Annotated in this window: 12 protein-coding genes; 7 read left to right on the forward strand and 5 right to left on the reverse strand. The window is 38.0% G+C overall.

What is annotated here, in order from left to right; translation table 11 throughout:
* Positions 1-282: 282 nt before the first annotated feature.
* From AC1M86_RS06045 to AC1M86_RS06070, 6 genes are all read left to right on the forward strand, one after another.
* Positions 283-1,416, forward strand: coding sequence for a GGDEF domain-containing protein (locus tag AC1M86_RS06045; RefSeq protein ID WP_481607522.1), 1,134 nt, complete (start codon positions 283-285; stop codon positions 1,414-1,416).
* A 151-nt stretch (positions 1,417-1,567) separates the two neighbouring features.
* Complete coding sequence (gene def, locus AC1M86_RS06050) at positions 1,568-2,056, forward strand: peptide deformylase (protein WP_481586554.1); 489 nt, start codon at positions 1,568-1,570, stop codon at positions 2,054-2,056.
* 56 nt (positions 2,057-2,112) lie between these two features.
* On the forward strand, positions 2,113-3,273 hold the full coding sequence (locus AC1M86_RS06055; RefSeq protein ID WP_481607523.1) for a GGDEF domain-containing protein: 1,161 nt from the start codon (positions 2,113-2,115) through the stop codon (positions 3,271-3,273).
* 228 nt (positions 3,274-3,501) lie between these two features.
* Positions 3,502-4,719 carry a GGDEF domain-containing protein gene (locus AC1M86_RS06060; protein WP_481607524.1) on the forward strand — a complete coding sequence of 406 codons (1,218 nt, stop codon included), beginning with the start codon at positions 3,502-3,504 and terminating at the stop codon, positions 4,717-4,719.
* 41 nt (positions 4,720-4,760) lie between these two features.
* Complete coding sequence (locus AC1M86_RS06065) at positions 4,761-6,020, forward strand: glutaminase (protein WP_481607525.1); 1,260 nt, start codon at positions 4,761-4,763, stop codon at positions 6,018-6,020.
* A 70-nt stretch (positions 6,021-6,090) separates the two neighbouring features.
* Positions 6,091-6,384 carry a cold shock domain-containing protein gene (locus AC1M86_RS06070; RefSeq protein ID WP_481607526.1) on the forward strand — a complete coding sequence of 98 codons (294 nt, stop codon included), beginning with the start codon at positions 6,091-6,093 and terminating at the stop codon, positions 6,382-6,384.
* Between the two features lie 72 nt (positions 6,385-6,456).
* Here AC1M86_RS06070 and dhaK read toward each other — a convergent pair whose 3' ends face one another.
* Both dhaK and AC1M86_RS06080 read right to left on the reverse strand, forming a co-directional pair.
* Positions 6,457-8,187 (reverse strand): dihydroxyacetone kinase subunit DhaK, encoded by a 1,731-nt coding sequence (gene dhaK, locus AC1M86_RS06075; RefSeq protein WP_481607527.1) that lies wholly within the window; start codon positions 8,185-8,187, stop codon positions 6,457-6,459.
* 282 nt (positions 8,188-8,469) lie between these two features.
* Positions 8,470-8,847, reverse strand: a complete 378-nt coding sequence (locus AC1M86_RS06080) for a hypothetical protein (RefSeq protein WP_481597308.1) — start codon at positions 8,845-8,847, stop codon at positions 8,470-8,472.
* 178 nt (positions 8,848-9,025) lie between these two features.
* Here AC1M86_RS06080 and AC1M86_RS06085 point away from each other — a divergent pair, with 178 nt between their 5' ends.
* Positions 9,026-9,346, forward strand: a complete 321-nt coding sequence (locus AC1M86_RS06085) for an endonuclease domain-containing protein (RefSeq protein ID WP_481607528.1) — start codon at positions 9,026-9,028, stop codon at positions 9,344-9,346.
* A 71-nt stretch (positions 9,347-9,417) separates the two neighbouring features.
* Here the strand turns inward: AC1M86_RS06085 and AC1M86_RS06090 are convergent, their stop codons facing one another.
* The 3 genes from AC1M86_RS06090 to metH form a co-directional block, all read right to left on the reverse strand.
* Complete coding sequence (locus AC1M86_RS06090) at positions 9,418-10,272, reverse strand: hypothetical protein (RefSeq protein ID WP_481607529.1); 855 nt, start codon at positions 10,270-10,272, stop codon at positions 9,418-9,420.
* A gap of 1 nt (position 10,273) precedes the next feature.
* A complete protein-coding gene (locus tag AC1M86_RS06095; RefSeq protein ID WP_481607530.1) occupies positions 10,274-11,611 on the reverse strand; it encodes an AAA family ATPase in 1,338 nt (445 codons plus the stop codon).
* Positions 11,612-11,674: 63 nt separating this feature from the next.
* The gene (gene metH / locus AC1M86_RS06100) at positions 11,675-15,361 is read right to left on the reverse strand and encodes a methionine synthase (RefSeq protein ID WP_481607531.1); all 3,687 of its coding nucleotides are present in this window, start codon (positions 15,359-15,361) and stop codon (positions 11,675-11,677) included.
* Positions 15,362-15,633 lie beyond the last annotated feature (272 nt).

A 15,633-nucleotide genomic window follows, 5' to 3' on the forward strand; every position in this document is an offset into this window, starting at 1 on the left:
AAAAAAAGCTTTAAAAAAAAAATAGAATAAATGGTAAAAAAACCTTGATAAATCCTAATCTTAAGGTTAGATTGTGATAATAAGTGCAATTATAATAAAAAATATGTGATTTTATTCACTATATTTTGTAGGGGTGAAATAGATTTAATGATTACAGAGTTAAATGAAAATATAGTTTATTTTGATGAGCTGTTTCAATTGAGTTAGTTCATTATGTTAAGACTATTCAATCGAATTTTTCGCCCCTATACACTTCATTCATTTATGAATCAAAGTGTGTTGATGAATTGGAGTACCTTAAATAAATGTATTCTGGTTATGGTATTGGGCGGACTTGCACATATCACCTGGATTGCATGGTATTTATTTTCATTTCATCATCCTGCATTACATCATTGGCTCAATCCTGATTATTATTATTTTCACCTATCACGGATGTTGCTGTGCTGTGTATTACAGTTCTTACTGATTATTCCTTGTGTCATATGGCGTCATAAAGAATGGGTGAGACAATATTTACCTTACTTTATTATTTTGGTATTTTCCGTAAGCTTTATTTATGGTGGCTATTCGGTTGGTATCAGTAGTCCTGCTACCGTTGCGGGATTTATCAGTATTTTAACAGTTGGTCTGGTTTTATTTGAACGCAAGATTGTGTATCTGCTTTTTTTACCAGTCACTGTATATATGCTCATTGCAATTGTCAGTAGTGCATTGGGTTATATGACCTACGCACCAGTCTTTAGTGATCAGCTCAATTATTCAGTCATGGTATTTAATGAATTCTGGGTTTATTCACAACTTTATTTTTACGTGCCTATTTTTTTTGCGACTTTTGTATTGTTTGAAATTTTGTTGACGCAATGGAGAAATCGAGAAAAACAAATTAATTTAATGAGTCAAATGGACCCGCTTACGGGGATTTATAACCGTCGAAAAATAGGTTTAGAACTCAATGAAATTCAATTACAAGAACGAAAATTTGCTCTCATTCTGTTAGATCTTGATCATTTTAAGAGTATTAATGATAACTATGGTCATGATATCGGAGACAACGTCTTAAAGCGTGTTGCCAATGTACTACGTCAAAATATACGTGATACAGATATTGTTGGGCGATTTGGTGGTGAAGAGTTTGTGATGCTGTTGCAGAATAAAAACCTCAGAGCTGCGATGGAGGTCGCAGAGCGGTGTCGCAAAGAAATTGAAAATGAGCTCTTTTATATCGATGAACGTACGACGATCAGAGTGACAGCAAGCTTTGGTATAGCCATTTCTGAATTTAATTTAAATAAAGAAGCGGTGATTCGTTATGCAGATCAAGCATTATATCTAGCAAAAAAACGTGGTCGTAATCAGGTTAGACACTACTACGAACTTCAGGATGCTGATGTCATACAAAAAAGTGAAACTTGAGCCGTAAAATTATCAGGTCACAAATTCGTCATTTAAATCAGTTTTACTTCATCTTGAAATGCTTTAAGATTGGTTGACTATTAATCAAATATTTGATTTAAAATTTAAAAAATTATGAAGATCAAATTCTTATCATAATTGAGATGAACGTATTATGACGATACTACCCGTTGCTCAAAAAGGTGAAGTGATCCTTGAATTGGTTGCATCGCCGGTAAGTGAACTTGAGTTTAGTAGTAGCTGGTTAACGCATCTGGTTGAAGCAATGAATTTTACGATGCAACAGCGCAATGGTGTCGGTATTGCTGCACCACAAGTTTATGTCTCTAAAAGGATTATTATCGTCGCTTCAAAACCCAATATACGGTATCCCGATGCGCCTGAGATGGAGCCTATTTACATGATTAATCCTGAAATATTGGAGCGTTCTGATCATGTTGTTTTAGGAGAAGAGGGATGTTTAAGTGTAGAGAATCGACGTGCGGAAGTAGCTCGAGCTTCATCAATCCGTGTCCGTTATCGTAATATGCAAGGACAGGAAATTACTGAGACTTTTTCAGGATTCCCTGCACGAATTATTCAACACGAAATTGACCATCTTGATGGGATCTTATTTGTAGAGCGAGTTCACGCTGCTTAAAAAGACAATATAAAAGATAAAAGGACAGAATGAAGTTAATCAGGAAGATTCAACATATGATTAAGCGATTGTATCGTATGGCCAATACGTACATCCTTGATCCTCAAAATATGCTGATCAATTGGAGTGATTTTAAAAAGGGACGGCTTATCCTCTTTTTTGGAATTCTAAGCCAACTTGAGGTCGCTCGCTGGTTAATTGTGGCTTTTTATACCCCTGAAAAAGCACAGTGGTTAAATCCTGACTATTTTGAATTACGTGTTACCCAATTGTTGGTGACCTCCGTGATTTATCTTGTCCTGTTTTGGAGTTGTTTCAAGTTTCAGCATATCGCTAAGTTTCAAACCTTCATTGCTTATTTTGCCCCTAGTTTCTTTGGAATGACCATGATTTATTCAGGGTATTCGATTGGAATTTATAGTCCTGCAACAATGGCAGGGTTCATCAGTATTGTATTGGTCGGGTTGGTATTTTATAGCCGTAAAATTATTTATGGGATTGCAATTCCAATTACGATATACACGTTATTAACGTGTTACTTGACGCATATCGATCGAATTCGTTATGCACCTATGTTTAGTGATGAGTTGAATAAAAGTATCGTTTACCAAAATGATTTTTGGGTCATGAGCATGGTACAGCTCTACGTGCCCATTTTACTTATGAGTGTTTTATTCTTTGAGATTTTACTCACCCAATGGCGCAGTCGTGAAAAACAATTCGAAACCAGCAGTAAATTTGATGCGCTGACGAACGTTTATAACCGTCGTCAGATCAATGAAGTGTTATCACATTTTCAGCAGGATCGTGCTGATTATGCTGTGATCTTATTGGATTTGGATCATTTTAAACAAATTAATGATCAATATGGTCATGCAGCAGGAGATGAAGTCCTGAAACAGGTGGCGACGCGTTTGGAATATCATGTTCGTATTGGTGATACGGTTGGACGTTATGGCGGTGAAGAATTTATATTAATTCTGGACAATCTCAGTCGTGATCAAGCGGTTGATATCGCAGAACGTTGCCGTAACGCAATTGCACAGCAGCCGATTGTGCTGGATGATGGAACCTCGTTAAATGTGACGGCAAGCTTTGGTATTGCACTATCCCATGAGTTATCTGATCAAGACGTCATTACGCATTGTGCAGATCACGCTTTATATATTGCCAAAGAAAGCGGACGAAATCAGGTACAGTTATATCATTCAGCTTAATTCAATGATTAAATTTCGGTTTTGGTACTACTAACTATAGAGAAACATACGCTTATGTTTTTTTTATAGCAATGCTTTTGTTTTGGTCAGTGATCATCAAATTCATACCATAAATTGATCTGAACGATAAAGCAGTCTTTTTAATGCTTAAAGCGCATTGACATGATCGCTGAATACATCCAAATTTTAATAAAAATAAATATGAATATTCGATAATACAATTAGATGATGACTCGAGAGAATGAAGTACAACAACAGCGCAGTTTATTGCAAGCTATCAAATATGTCTTGTTAGAATCTGATCGTTCTATTATTAACTGGTCCAATTTTAATAAAGGGATTCTGTTACTTATATTTGGGCTGTTGATGCTCGTCGGTCATTGGTTGTGGTACTACCTAACTTTCCATTCAGAATATCAAATTTGGTTAGATCCAGAATATTATCCTCATCGGACATTGACCACATGTTTACAAGTGATTTTGACCGCGTGTTTTCTGATAATCGCTTTAATGCTTCGAAAAAATGCTACTGCTCGCCGAATCTTGGGCTATTTAATCCCCTTATTTTATGGATTGATTGTCATTTTTTCAGGATACACGGTTGGGATTTATAGTCCTGCGGTGATGGCGGGAACGGTCAATATTGTATTAATTGGTTTTGTGTTATATGAACAGCGCATCATCTATAGCGTCTCTTTTATTATTGCTTGTATTATCTTGTGGTTGGCAGTACTGACGGCCAATGGTCAACTGACTTATGCACCATTATTTAGTGATGCACTGAATCAATCTAATTTGTATGCCAATCCTTTTTGGCTGAAAAGTATGGCGGTACTATATTTACCTATACTGTTGTGCTCAGCAGTTTTTTTTGAGTTGATCTTGTCGCAGTGGAGACGACGTGAGCGTAAGATTGAAGTACTAAGTCAGAAAGATGCGTTAACCAACATCTATAACCGTCGTTACATCAATCAGTTTATTAGTAAGTTAATTCAACAAAATCGCAGCTTTGCTTTCATCATCTTAGATCTCGATTTCTTCAAGCAGATTAATGACAATTATGGTCATGATGTTGGTGATCTTGTACTCAAACGTATTGCTCTCATTTTAAAACAGCAAACACGAGAAGAGGATATAGTAGGAAGGCTCGGTGGTGAAGAGTTTGTTCTAGTACTGACAGATGGTGATATCGACGAAGCATTAATCATCGCAGAACGCTGCCGTCGAACGATCGAAAGTGAAAAAATTGAGATTAGCCCAGCGACTTTTATTCAAGTGACCGCAAGCTTTGGCGTGGCGATGTCACAAAATTTACCACATCTATACACAGACGAAGTAAAGCAAAGGATTTATAGTGCAGCGGATAGAGCACTATATCTTGCAAAGCAAAATGGTCGTAATCAAGTCAAATGTGACACGATATCGACAGCTGAATTTGAAATTTGAGATCTTATTTTGGGTCTCCATTGATCACCAAGAGAATAAAAATGAAGACACCTGTACCTGATTATCTTGCCCATGTATTGGACCAATGTCATGCGAATACCGAAGGAGCATTGGCTGACTATATTCCTGAACTCGCAGCTGCCAATCCAAATCGTATCGCTTTAGCACTTTCAACCATTGATGGTACGATTTATTCTTCAGGGGATGATGAAGTTGAGTTCACGATTCAATCAATGTCTAAACCATTTGCTTATGCGTTAGCGATTCAAGAACATGGTTTGGCTCAGGTATTAGAAAAAGTTGGTGTTGAACCTTCGGGGGAAGCATTTAATCAAATCTCATTAGAAAAAGAACGATCGATTCCCAAGAACCCAATGATTAACTCGGGTGCGATTACGACACATTCTTTATTACCTCATAAAAAGACTGTTTCACGTGCAGAACATTTACGACGTTTCTTGAGTGAACTGTGTGGGCGTGAATTAACCTTTGATGAGCAAGTCTATCAATCTGAGCTGAAAACAGCATTTCGTAATCTTTCGATTGGATATATGTTGCGTACCGTCGGCGTGCTAGAAGAAGACCCAGAGCATATTGTTCATGGTTATATTCAACAGTGTGCGATTAAAGTCACCGTGAAAGATTTAGCGCGAATGGGCAGTGTATTGGCGAATGGCGGAAAAGACCCTGTTACGGGAAAATGTATTTTAGATCGTCAGGTATGTCGTCAGGTACTTAGCGTCATGATGACGTGTGGTATGTACGATGCAGCTGGAGATTGGTTGACCACCGTTGGTATTCCTGCCAAAAGTGGTGTGGCAGGGGGGATCATTGGTGTCTTACCAGGTCAGGTTGGAATTGCGGTTTTTTCGCCTAAATTAGACAGCCATGGCAACAGTGTTCGAGGTGTGGAAATCTTTGAACGTCTATCAAGTGATATGGGATTACATTTAATGGAGGGAACCCCTTCAGCACAAACCATTATCCAAAGTCGCCGTGAGTATGATGATGGCATGGTGGTGTATGAGCTACGTGGTGTCTTGCAATTTACAGAGACTGAAATGTTCTTGCGTGAGTTACAGAATGAGCCTGTAGGTAAAAATAAAGTAGTGCTTGATCTTACACATTTGACCTTGATCCATGATGTCGGTGCTCGAATGTTATTTGAAGGTGTGAAACGTCTACAGGATGATGGTCACAAAGTGGTGGTTTTAGATGCGGAATCATTGTTATCGGAGCAACAAAGTAATGGACACAAACGCGTCATTGTCCAACAGCACTTGCATGATTATTTAAAGTGATCAGCAAAGATGATGTACTTTAAGATGCGTGTATAATATTGAAAATTGTATACCGTTTTTTGGGAATGTTATGAAGTCTGAAGTCCAGCAAGGCAAAATTAAAATTTATCATGCCGATAAAGGTTTTGGTTTTATTGGTGGTGCAGGTGAGGATATTTTTTTCCACATTTCTGACTTTCCTGCAGATGAAGGTGAGCCAAAACGCAATGACCGAGTCAAATTTCAGGTTGTTGAAAATCAAGGTAAATTAAAAGCAGTCAAAATTCAACGTATAGCTGACCAGTCAGCGAAAGCGAAGAAGTCTCGTGTGGCATCACATAATCAGGCGATTACCAGCGCATTATTATCAAGTTTTAAAAAATAAAAAGCAAAAAAAGCCCTGAATCATCAGGGCTTTTTTACATAACTAATCAATCATTTATGTCATGTTTAGATGTTATTTTAGATGATCAGCAATATCGGTAAAAATCACGCCTAAACCATATGCACCTGCATCAGGATAGCCTAAGCTACGATCCCCGACAGTACCTGCACGACCCATACGTGCAACAATCTCTTTGGTCGATTCTGCGCCTTGAACAGCAGATTGAGCACCTAAGATAAAGTTTTCCTTAAAGCTTTTGTCGGTGTTGGCAGACCATGAATCTGCGCATGGCACGAGCGCATCAATGAGAGTTTTATCTCCCACTACCGCGCCACGTCCAAATGAACGTTCACCTGTGGTTTGAATACCTTTTACTGCGGCTTGCAGCATATCGGCAAAATCTGCCACGCTTAACGTGGTTTTACCTTGAATGGCTTTACTTGCAGCGCGGAATGCAGAACCCCAGATGGGACCCGAAGCACCGCCACAATGTTCCATAATGATCATGGAGCTATTGAGCAAGAATTCATCCATCTGCTGTGCTTGGATCAAGCTTTGCCATTCTTTCTTGAGTTGTTTAAAGCCTTTAGCCACACTCATGCCGAAGTCACCATCGCCTGCGTGTGCGTCTAACTCACAAAATGGCACTTCATTTTTAATGATACATGCTGCCATGACATCGACTACATAGCGCATGTTTTCAATGGTGAATTGCTCATTTTGAATTTCAGCATGTTCTGCTGCAGTTTCAACTTGGTTGTTACCTTGTTGTTGAGCATTAGTATTCTTTGTTGCAAACTCAATGGCTAAAGCAGGTGAACCATCAAGTTTAAAGGCAGGGGTGTTGGCTTCGGCATCTAAGTATGTTTTGAGTTCATCATCCAATTCAAGTAATGAAATGGATGCGCCATTCATGTCGATACTGGTCATGTAGTTGCCGACAAAGGTACGGTAAATTTTGATGCCCTTATGTGCAAGGTGTTCACATACATCATGATTAAACAGATACAGTTCTTGCATTGGGGTAGAACCAAAGCCATTGATCAATACTGCAACTTCTTTCATGTCTGGACGATCTAAAAACAGGTCATCGACCATACGTTGTGCCAGTTCTTTTGCTGGCAAGATTTTTTCACGACGGATCCCCGGTTCACCATGAATACCCACGCCGTATTCCATTTCATCATCGGCAAGGGTGAAGGTTGGTGTGCCTTTAGCAGGAACAGTACATGAGCTATAGGCAAAACCTAAACTGATGACATTGTCAGCCGCTTTTTGAGCGACTGTTTTAACTTCACCTAATTCTAAGCCTTTAGATGCTGCTGCGCCTGCAATCTTATGAACAAAGATTGTGCCTGCGACACCACGACGTCCGACGGTATATAAACTATCTTTGACTGCAATATCATCTGCCACTTTCACAAAGTCGACTTGAATTCCGTCTTCAGCGGCTAAGGCTGCACCATTCTGGAAATTCATCATGTCGCCAGAATAGTTTTTGATGATCATTAACACGCCTTTGTCGGTTGCGACGTGTTGCAGTGCTTTATAGACCTGAATTTGTGAAGGCGATGCAAAGACATCGCCACATACGGCAGCGTCTAACATGCCTGTGCCCACAAAGCCCGCGTGTGCAGGTTCGTGCCCGCTACCACCACCACTGATCAGTGCAACATTATTATGTTTTTCTTTTCTTGAAATAATTTTGTGAGGCTCAGTAAATGCGAGTTCTGGGTGTGCCAAGACAAAGCCTTTGCACATTTCCACAACGAGGTTTTCAGCACCGTTCATTAGTTTTTTCATGGAGGAATGCTTGCACGTTTCTTTAGGAGATTTGGAATAGGCTTATTATTATAGAAAGTGACTGAGATTGCTGAATTAAAAATGTAAAAATGTAAAAATGGATGGTTTGGGTGTGATGGGTTAGAAAAGGGGCATTTTTGATTTATATCCACTTGAGCCTAGATGAATAAAATATTCCTATATGATGTATTGACTTGAGTGATTATTAATTTTGATGAGCTGAAATTCAAGAAATCTAGGGAGGCTCGGAATAATATTATCCCTCCCCCCCAAAAAAATAATTTAGTGACTGAAAAGCTTGAATACTTGAACCGGTTTTTTAATTTTTTGAATGAATGTGTGAGTGGAGTTACTTAATAGAGTGATATCGCAGGATGTTAGAAATTTTGGTTGGACGGTTAAAATTATACCTTGTAAAAAGTACACAGAAATAATTCCAACTTTTAAGATAATTTTTATAACATCAACATGACTAGAGTAACTACCGTCAATCAGCGTGTTTTGCAATGAAGGTACAGTAAAAAAGAATAAGATCAGCATAGCTATAGCACAGAAAGCTCCAAGCCCTCTGATGATGTCGGGATTGGAAAGTACTTCAAGCTTTAGAGTGTAAAACCCATTTTTAATTTTTTTTAAACGCCTCATTTCATATAATCTCATAACCTATCTTTACTACTTTGATTAACATATAATTTCTTAATTTACAATGTTTATAGTGATTAATATCTAAGCAATTAATAAATATTTCAAAAATGTTTGCTCATCTAGAATTGTTTTAGCTCCTCCCTTTATTAAAGGGAGGTTGGGAGGGATTAATAAAAAATTAGTAGAATAAAAAATGAAACCCTACAATAAAAATTTAAAGCAAGCCTCGCGTGACTTACGCAATAACATGACCGATGCTGAAAAGTTGTTATGGTCAAGACTTCGTAATAAGCAGATTTTAGGTTTGCAGTTTTATCGGCAAAAGCCAATTTTGAATTACATCGTGGATTTTTACTGTCCTGCTGCCAATTTAGTGATTGAGTGTGATGGTAGTCAGCATTTTACAAAAGAAGGCTTAGAGGCAGATCGGATTCGAGATGAAGCTTTGGCTCAACTTGGGCTTAAAGTGCTGAGGTTAGATAATGGGCAGGTGATGTTGAATTTTAGAAGTTAAGATCTCTCTTAAGTAAGAAAGATCTTATAATACTTACTTAAATTTTAAAAAATAAAATAGCAGTAGCATTGTCAATAGATGGGGAGATTGTAGATTCGTCGTAATAGTACAAGAACATCTTTTAATTCTTTGAAAGTTATTCCAAAGGCACTAAAAGAGTAGTCTCTGAGGGTAGAGCAGAAGTCACAATGATCATCTAAGAAAATTTTAAAAGTATTAGCTAAAAACGTATAAGTCTCTCTATCTAATTTAATTTCCAATGGATCTGTTTTAGCTACATAAGCATTACTTCCACAATGAATATTTATAATATTTTCACGAAAATTTATAAAATTATTCTGCCGTAATGATCGTTCGAAAGCTCCTATGCGTGCCGCCCGTAAATGATTTAATTTTGATGCATGTTCAAAGGGCTTTCCTTGGCTTTTTTTGAGTTCGCCATTTAAATAATTAACTGTGTATTGTGCTTTAATACGAACTAAGGGGTCTGTCCCTGAATCAACTAAAACAGCTAATCCATCTAGATTAAAAGATAAATAATCTTTAATATTGTAAGTAGGATTAGATGGGTCTAAAAGAAAAATATCAGTAATATCTCCTGATGTTGGATCTATAAAGAAAAATTGATCGCTCTCTTTCGCGAGATTACATTGCGGACATACTTTATGTAGATTTTCCCACGTATAACCTAAATGAGGAAAAGATTTTTTAGGTAGATAATGTTCAACAGCATAGCTATCTCCTACATAACATTCACAAATATAACATTTATCATGATAAATAGCTTTTAACGCCTGTTTTACATTCTCATGTGCATAAATATCTTGTCGAATTTTTTTGTGGTCAGATAAGTGAGCTAATTGATCTGCTGATAAATTAGATAAATTATTAGGAGTATTTACAATATTTCTATCTACCTGACGCATATTATCCACTCAAAACTTTTTTAGTTAAATCTGGGGTTGAGAATATAGATAAAAAAGTGTCAAGCTCATTCACAATGGATGATGATGCTTTATATTTATTATATATTTCTATTAATGAATTTATATATTGCTCTTTGTTTTCACTGCTAATAAGCTTTTTAAAATTCTTTAGATCAGTTTCAATTTCATCTGAAAATCTTCCATCATAATTAAAAATTCTACTAGTAATACTATCGATATCCATTAATGAAAAATCTTCTTCAATGATATTTCCAGAAGGTAATTGAATTACCATAGATTCCTTTGGTAGACCGCGAACAACAAATGGGCTATGTGTTGTTACTAGGAATTGAATGTTTTTAAAATTTGATGTTAAAACTTGTAAGTAGTTTTCTTGAGCTTTAGGATGAAGGTGTAGATCAACCTCATCAATTATTACTATACCTGGAACATCTTGAAAATTACTATATTTTTGACGTAGTTCTAAACTATTTTCAAATACGTAAAGTTGGCGAGTTACAATTGAAGTAATAGTAACTAATAGGTCTAATTCTCCTTGTGATAATGAGGTTATTAAGCCTTGAGTAGAAGACCAAAGTTTACGATATGGATGACGAGAAATTTGGAAATTACCATAATCTTTATTGGTGACTAAATTTAGTATTCGAGGAATACTAGAGAATGCATTTATTGATCTTTCGTAACCAATGAAATTATCTAATAATAGCTCAATGATTAAACTTTCAAGATCTGTACCTGAGTGTGCAACTTTAAAAGGAAATGGATAGTCCGTGTTATTGTTTTTTTGTGTAGAAACCTTGAATACATAATCATCTTTTAAATCATTGACCTCAAGAGCATCAGGTTCATAACGATAGCTGGGTCTATATAAGAAAATATTATTAATGAGATAGTTTGTATTTTTATTTTGAGAATATGAGTTTTCTTCATAATGAAATTTATTTATCTTGATTTTTCCCCATTCTTCACTATTATTAATGTTTGCATTAGTTTTATTCTTTGTAATTTTGAATACGCTTCTTTTATAGTTATTATTCTCAGCCCCAAGTGAGTATTTTAAATTTAAAGAGTAGTATTCTTGATCATTTAATACTTCATATGGACTGATAGCCCTAAATCTTTTTTCATCTTTAGGATTGTAGTCAGGAAAACTAATATTTAAATTACTAATAAATGAATCAACAATTAAACCTAAAAGTGAAGTTTTAGAGCTACCATTTTCACCAACAAAGCATATAACTTGTGATCTCTTTTCTATATCTATGTTTAGTTCACGAATACTTTTAAAATTAGTTAAATTAATTGATTGTATGGGCATTGAGATTTCCTTTTATATAAAAAGGTCTTCAAAATTTTGAAGACCTTTTTTAATTTTTAAAAATTAAACAATCGAATCATCCAAATTCGGCGCTAACCAACGTTTCGCCTCATCCAACGTCCAACCTTTACGCTTCGCATAATCTTCCAACTGATCACCAGAGATTTTACCCACGTTAAAGTATTCCGTTTCAGGGCTTGCGTAATAGAAACCGCTCACTGATGAAGGTGGCCACATTGCAAAGCTACTGGTTAAGTAAGTTCCGATCTTATCAGTGGTACCTAACCAATCAAATAATGGCGCTTTTTCAGAATGTTCAGGACAAGCAGGGTAGCCAGGTGCAGGACGAATACCCACATACTTCTCTTTGATCAACTCTTCATTTGAAAGCTGTTCATCGGCTTGGTAGCCCCAGAACTCTTTACGAATACGTTGGTGCAAGTGTTCTGCAAATGCTTCTGCAAAACGGTCACCCAAGGCTTGAACCATAATCGCGTTATAGTCATCACCTTTGGCTTTGTATTCTTGCGAAAGCTCTTCCGCACCAAAGATCGAAACGGTGAAGCCACCTAGGTAGTCTTGCGCTACATCTTTTGGTGCAACAAAGTCAGCCAGTGAGAAATTTGCTTTACCTGTGACTTTGTCAGACTGCTGACGAATATGCTCAAAGGTATGCGTCACATTGCCATTTTCATCCGTTACCGCAACAGTGTCTGCTGCAACACGGTTGGCAGGGTAAAGACTGAAAGTAGCGCGCGCATCGAAACGTTTATTTTCGATAATGTCTTTGAGCATCGCTTGTGCTTGTTCAAACAAATCACGTGCAGCTTCGCCAACGACTTCATCCTCAAGGATTTTCGGGTATTTACCCGCCAAACTCCAAGAAATAAAGAATGGTGTCCAGTCGAAGTATTCCACCAAAGTTTCTAAAGGATAGTTGGTGAATGTTTCAGAACCAATAAAGTTTGGTTTAACTGGGGCATGCTTTTCAAAGTCAATTTTGAAACCATTTTCAATCGATTCAGCATAAGAAAGTTTTGCTGCTTTCGGTTGCTTGTTTGCAAGACGCGTACGGATTTTTTCATAATCTGCTGCATAGTCAGCTGCCAATTGAGGCTTCATATCAGCAGATAAAAGTTGCGTTGCAACACCGACTGCACGAGAGGCATCAGCAGTGTAGTACACGCCATCATTGTGATATTGCGGTGCAATCTTCACAGCGGTATGCGCTTTCGATGTAGTCGCACCACCAATCATCAATGGAATATTAAAACCTTTACGTTGCATTTCTTTGGCAACAAAAACCATTTCATCTAATGAAGGTGTAATCAAACCAGACAAACCGATGATGTCAACTTTTTCATCAATCGCTGTTTGTAGAATTTTCTCACACGGTACCATCACGCCAAGGTCAACGATGTCATAACCGTTACAGCCAAGTACCACACCCACGATGTTTTTACCGATGTCGTGTACGTCGCCTTTAACAGTAGCAAGCAAGATTTTACCTTTGGCTTCGCCTTGGGTTTTTTCTGCTTCAATGAACGGATTCAACCAAGCCACGGCTTGTTTCATCACACGTGCAGATTTCACCACTTGTGGTAAGAACATTTTGCCGGCACCGAACAGGTCACCCACCACGTTCATACCTGCCATGAGTGGACCTTCGATCACATCAAGTGGACGTGCTGATTTTAAACGTGCTTCTTCAGTATCTTCATCGATATAAGTCGTAATACCTTTAACTAACGCGTATTCAAGACGTTTTTCTACAGGTTCATTGCGCCATTCAAGGTTTTCTTCAGCCTTTTGTGCACCCGCTTGACCACGATATTTTTCCGCAACAGCGAGTAATTTTTCAGTCGCTTCTTGACCGCTTGCGCCTTGGTTACGGTTCAGTACCACATCTTCAACCGCTTCTTTTAGCTCAGCATCGATATCATCATAAATTGCAAGCTGACCTGCGTTGACGATACCCATGGTTAAGCCTTGTTGAATGCCGTGATACAAAAACACCGCATGGATCGCTTCACGAACAGGCTCATTACCACGGAATGAGAACGATACGTTTGAGATCCCGCCTGACACCATCGCATTTGGAAGGTTTTGTTTAATCCAACCGGTTGCTTCAATGAAGTCAACACCGTAGTTATTGTGTTCTTCAATACCTGTTGCGACCGCAAACACGTTCGGGTCAAAAATAATATCTTCAGATGGGAAACCCACTTCGTTGACTAAGACATCGTAAGAGCGCTTACAGATTTCCTTTTTACGTTCAGCTGTATCCGCTTGACCATTTTCATCAAACGCCATGACAATGACTGCCGCACCGTACTGACGGCAGAGGCGAGCACGTTCGACAAACTCGTCATAACCTTCTTTTAAGGAAATTGAGTTTACAACCGCTTTACCTTGTACACATTTCAAACCTGCTTCAATAATCTCCCATTTAGAAGAGTCAAGCATGATTGGCACACGTGAAATATCAGGCTCAGATGCGATCAGATTCAAGAAGTGCACCATCGCACCTTGTGAATCGAGCATGCCTTCATCCATGTTGATGTCAATGATCTGTGCACCTGCTTCGACTTGTTGACGAGCAACATCTAAAGCTTCGGTGAAGTTGCCTTCTTTAATTAAACGCAAGAATTTTTTAGAACCTGTGACGTTGGTACGTTCACCCACGTTCACAAACAAAGAATCTTTAGTAATGTTAAATGGTTCTAAACCACTTAAACGACATGCAGGTTCAATTTCAGGGATTTGACGCGGCGTAATACCTTCAACTGCTTGCGCAATCGCACGAATATGATCCGGCGTCGTACCACAACAACCACCCGTAATGTTAATTAAGCCACTTTCAGCAAATTCTTTAATAAATGCTGCGGTTTCTTCAGGGGTTTCATCATAACCACCAAAGGCATTTGGTAAACCAGCATTTGGATGCGCAGAAACAAAGGTATCGGCAACGTCAGACACGGTTTTGACGTGTGGACGCATCGCATCTGCACCCAGTGCACAGTTAAAGCCAATCGATAAAGGCTCTGCATGGCGCATTGAGTTCCAGAATGCTTCTGCGGTTTGACCTGTGAGTGTACGCCCAGATGCATCGGTAATGGTGCCCGAAATCATAATTGGGAGTTCATAACCAATTTCTTTAAACACTTCTTTCACTGCAAAGATCGCAGCTTTCGCATTTAAAGTATCGAATACCGTTTCAATCAAGATGATGTCTGCACCACCTTCAATCAATGCCTTAGTCGCTTCAATGTAGTTAACTTTTAACTCATCAAAGGTGATGTTACGGAATGCCGGATCATTTACATTTGGTGAAATTGAAGTGGTACGTGACGTTGGTCCTAATACGCCCGCGACAAAACGTGGCTTTTCAGGTGTTGAGTATTTTTTACATGCTTCTTTGGCAATTCGAGCTGCTTCACGGTTAATCTCAGGAACCAAATCTTCCATATGGTAGTCAGACATTGAAACACGCGTTCCATTGAACGAGTTGGTTTCAATAATATCTGCACCAGCTTCAAGATAAGCTTCATGAATGCCTTGAATAATCTGTGGCTGAGTTAGAACCAATAAGTCGTTATTACCCTTAAGGTCGTAGGCCCAATCCTCAAAACGTTCACCACGGTAATCAGCTTCTTCCAATTTGTGGCGTTGGATCATGGTACCCATTGCACCATCAATAATCAGGATACGTTTGGCAAGAAGCGCTTTTAAGGTGGCGAGGGTAGACATCAAATGACTCTCACAAAAATCTGCACAAATAATGGTGCAATATTTTAGCAGAGTTACGTCCACTTTTCTGATAAATAAAAATTTATGAACCTATTCCCAAAAAATTAAGGATGAATTTCATCCATCGACTACGATGATCAACCTATCAAAACTGAAACTGTCTATATTTCATCATGTTGTCATAATCTAATGTAATAATAACTGCCGTTGTAACAAATGTGACAGTGATGTCATCTTTATTTCATCTATTTAATTGCCGATTGAAATAAAGA

This window comes from Acinetobacter sp. ANC_7654 (genome assembly GCF_056779855.1).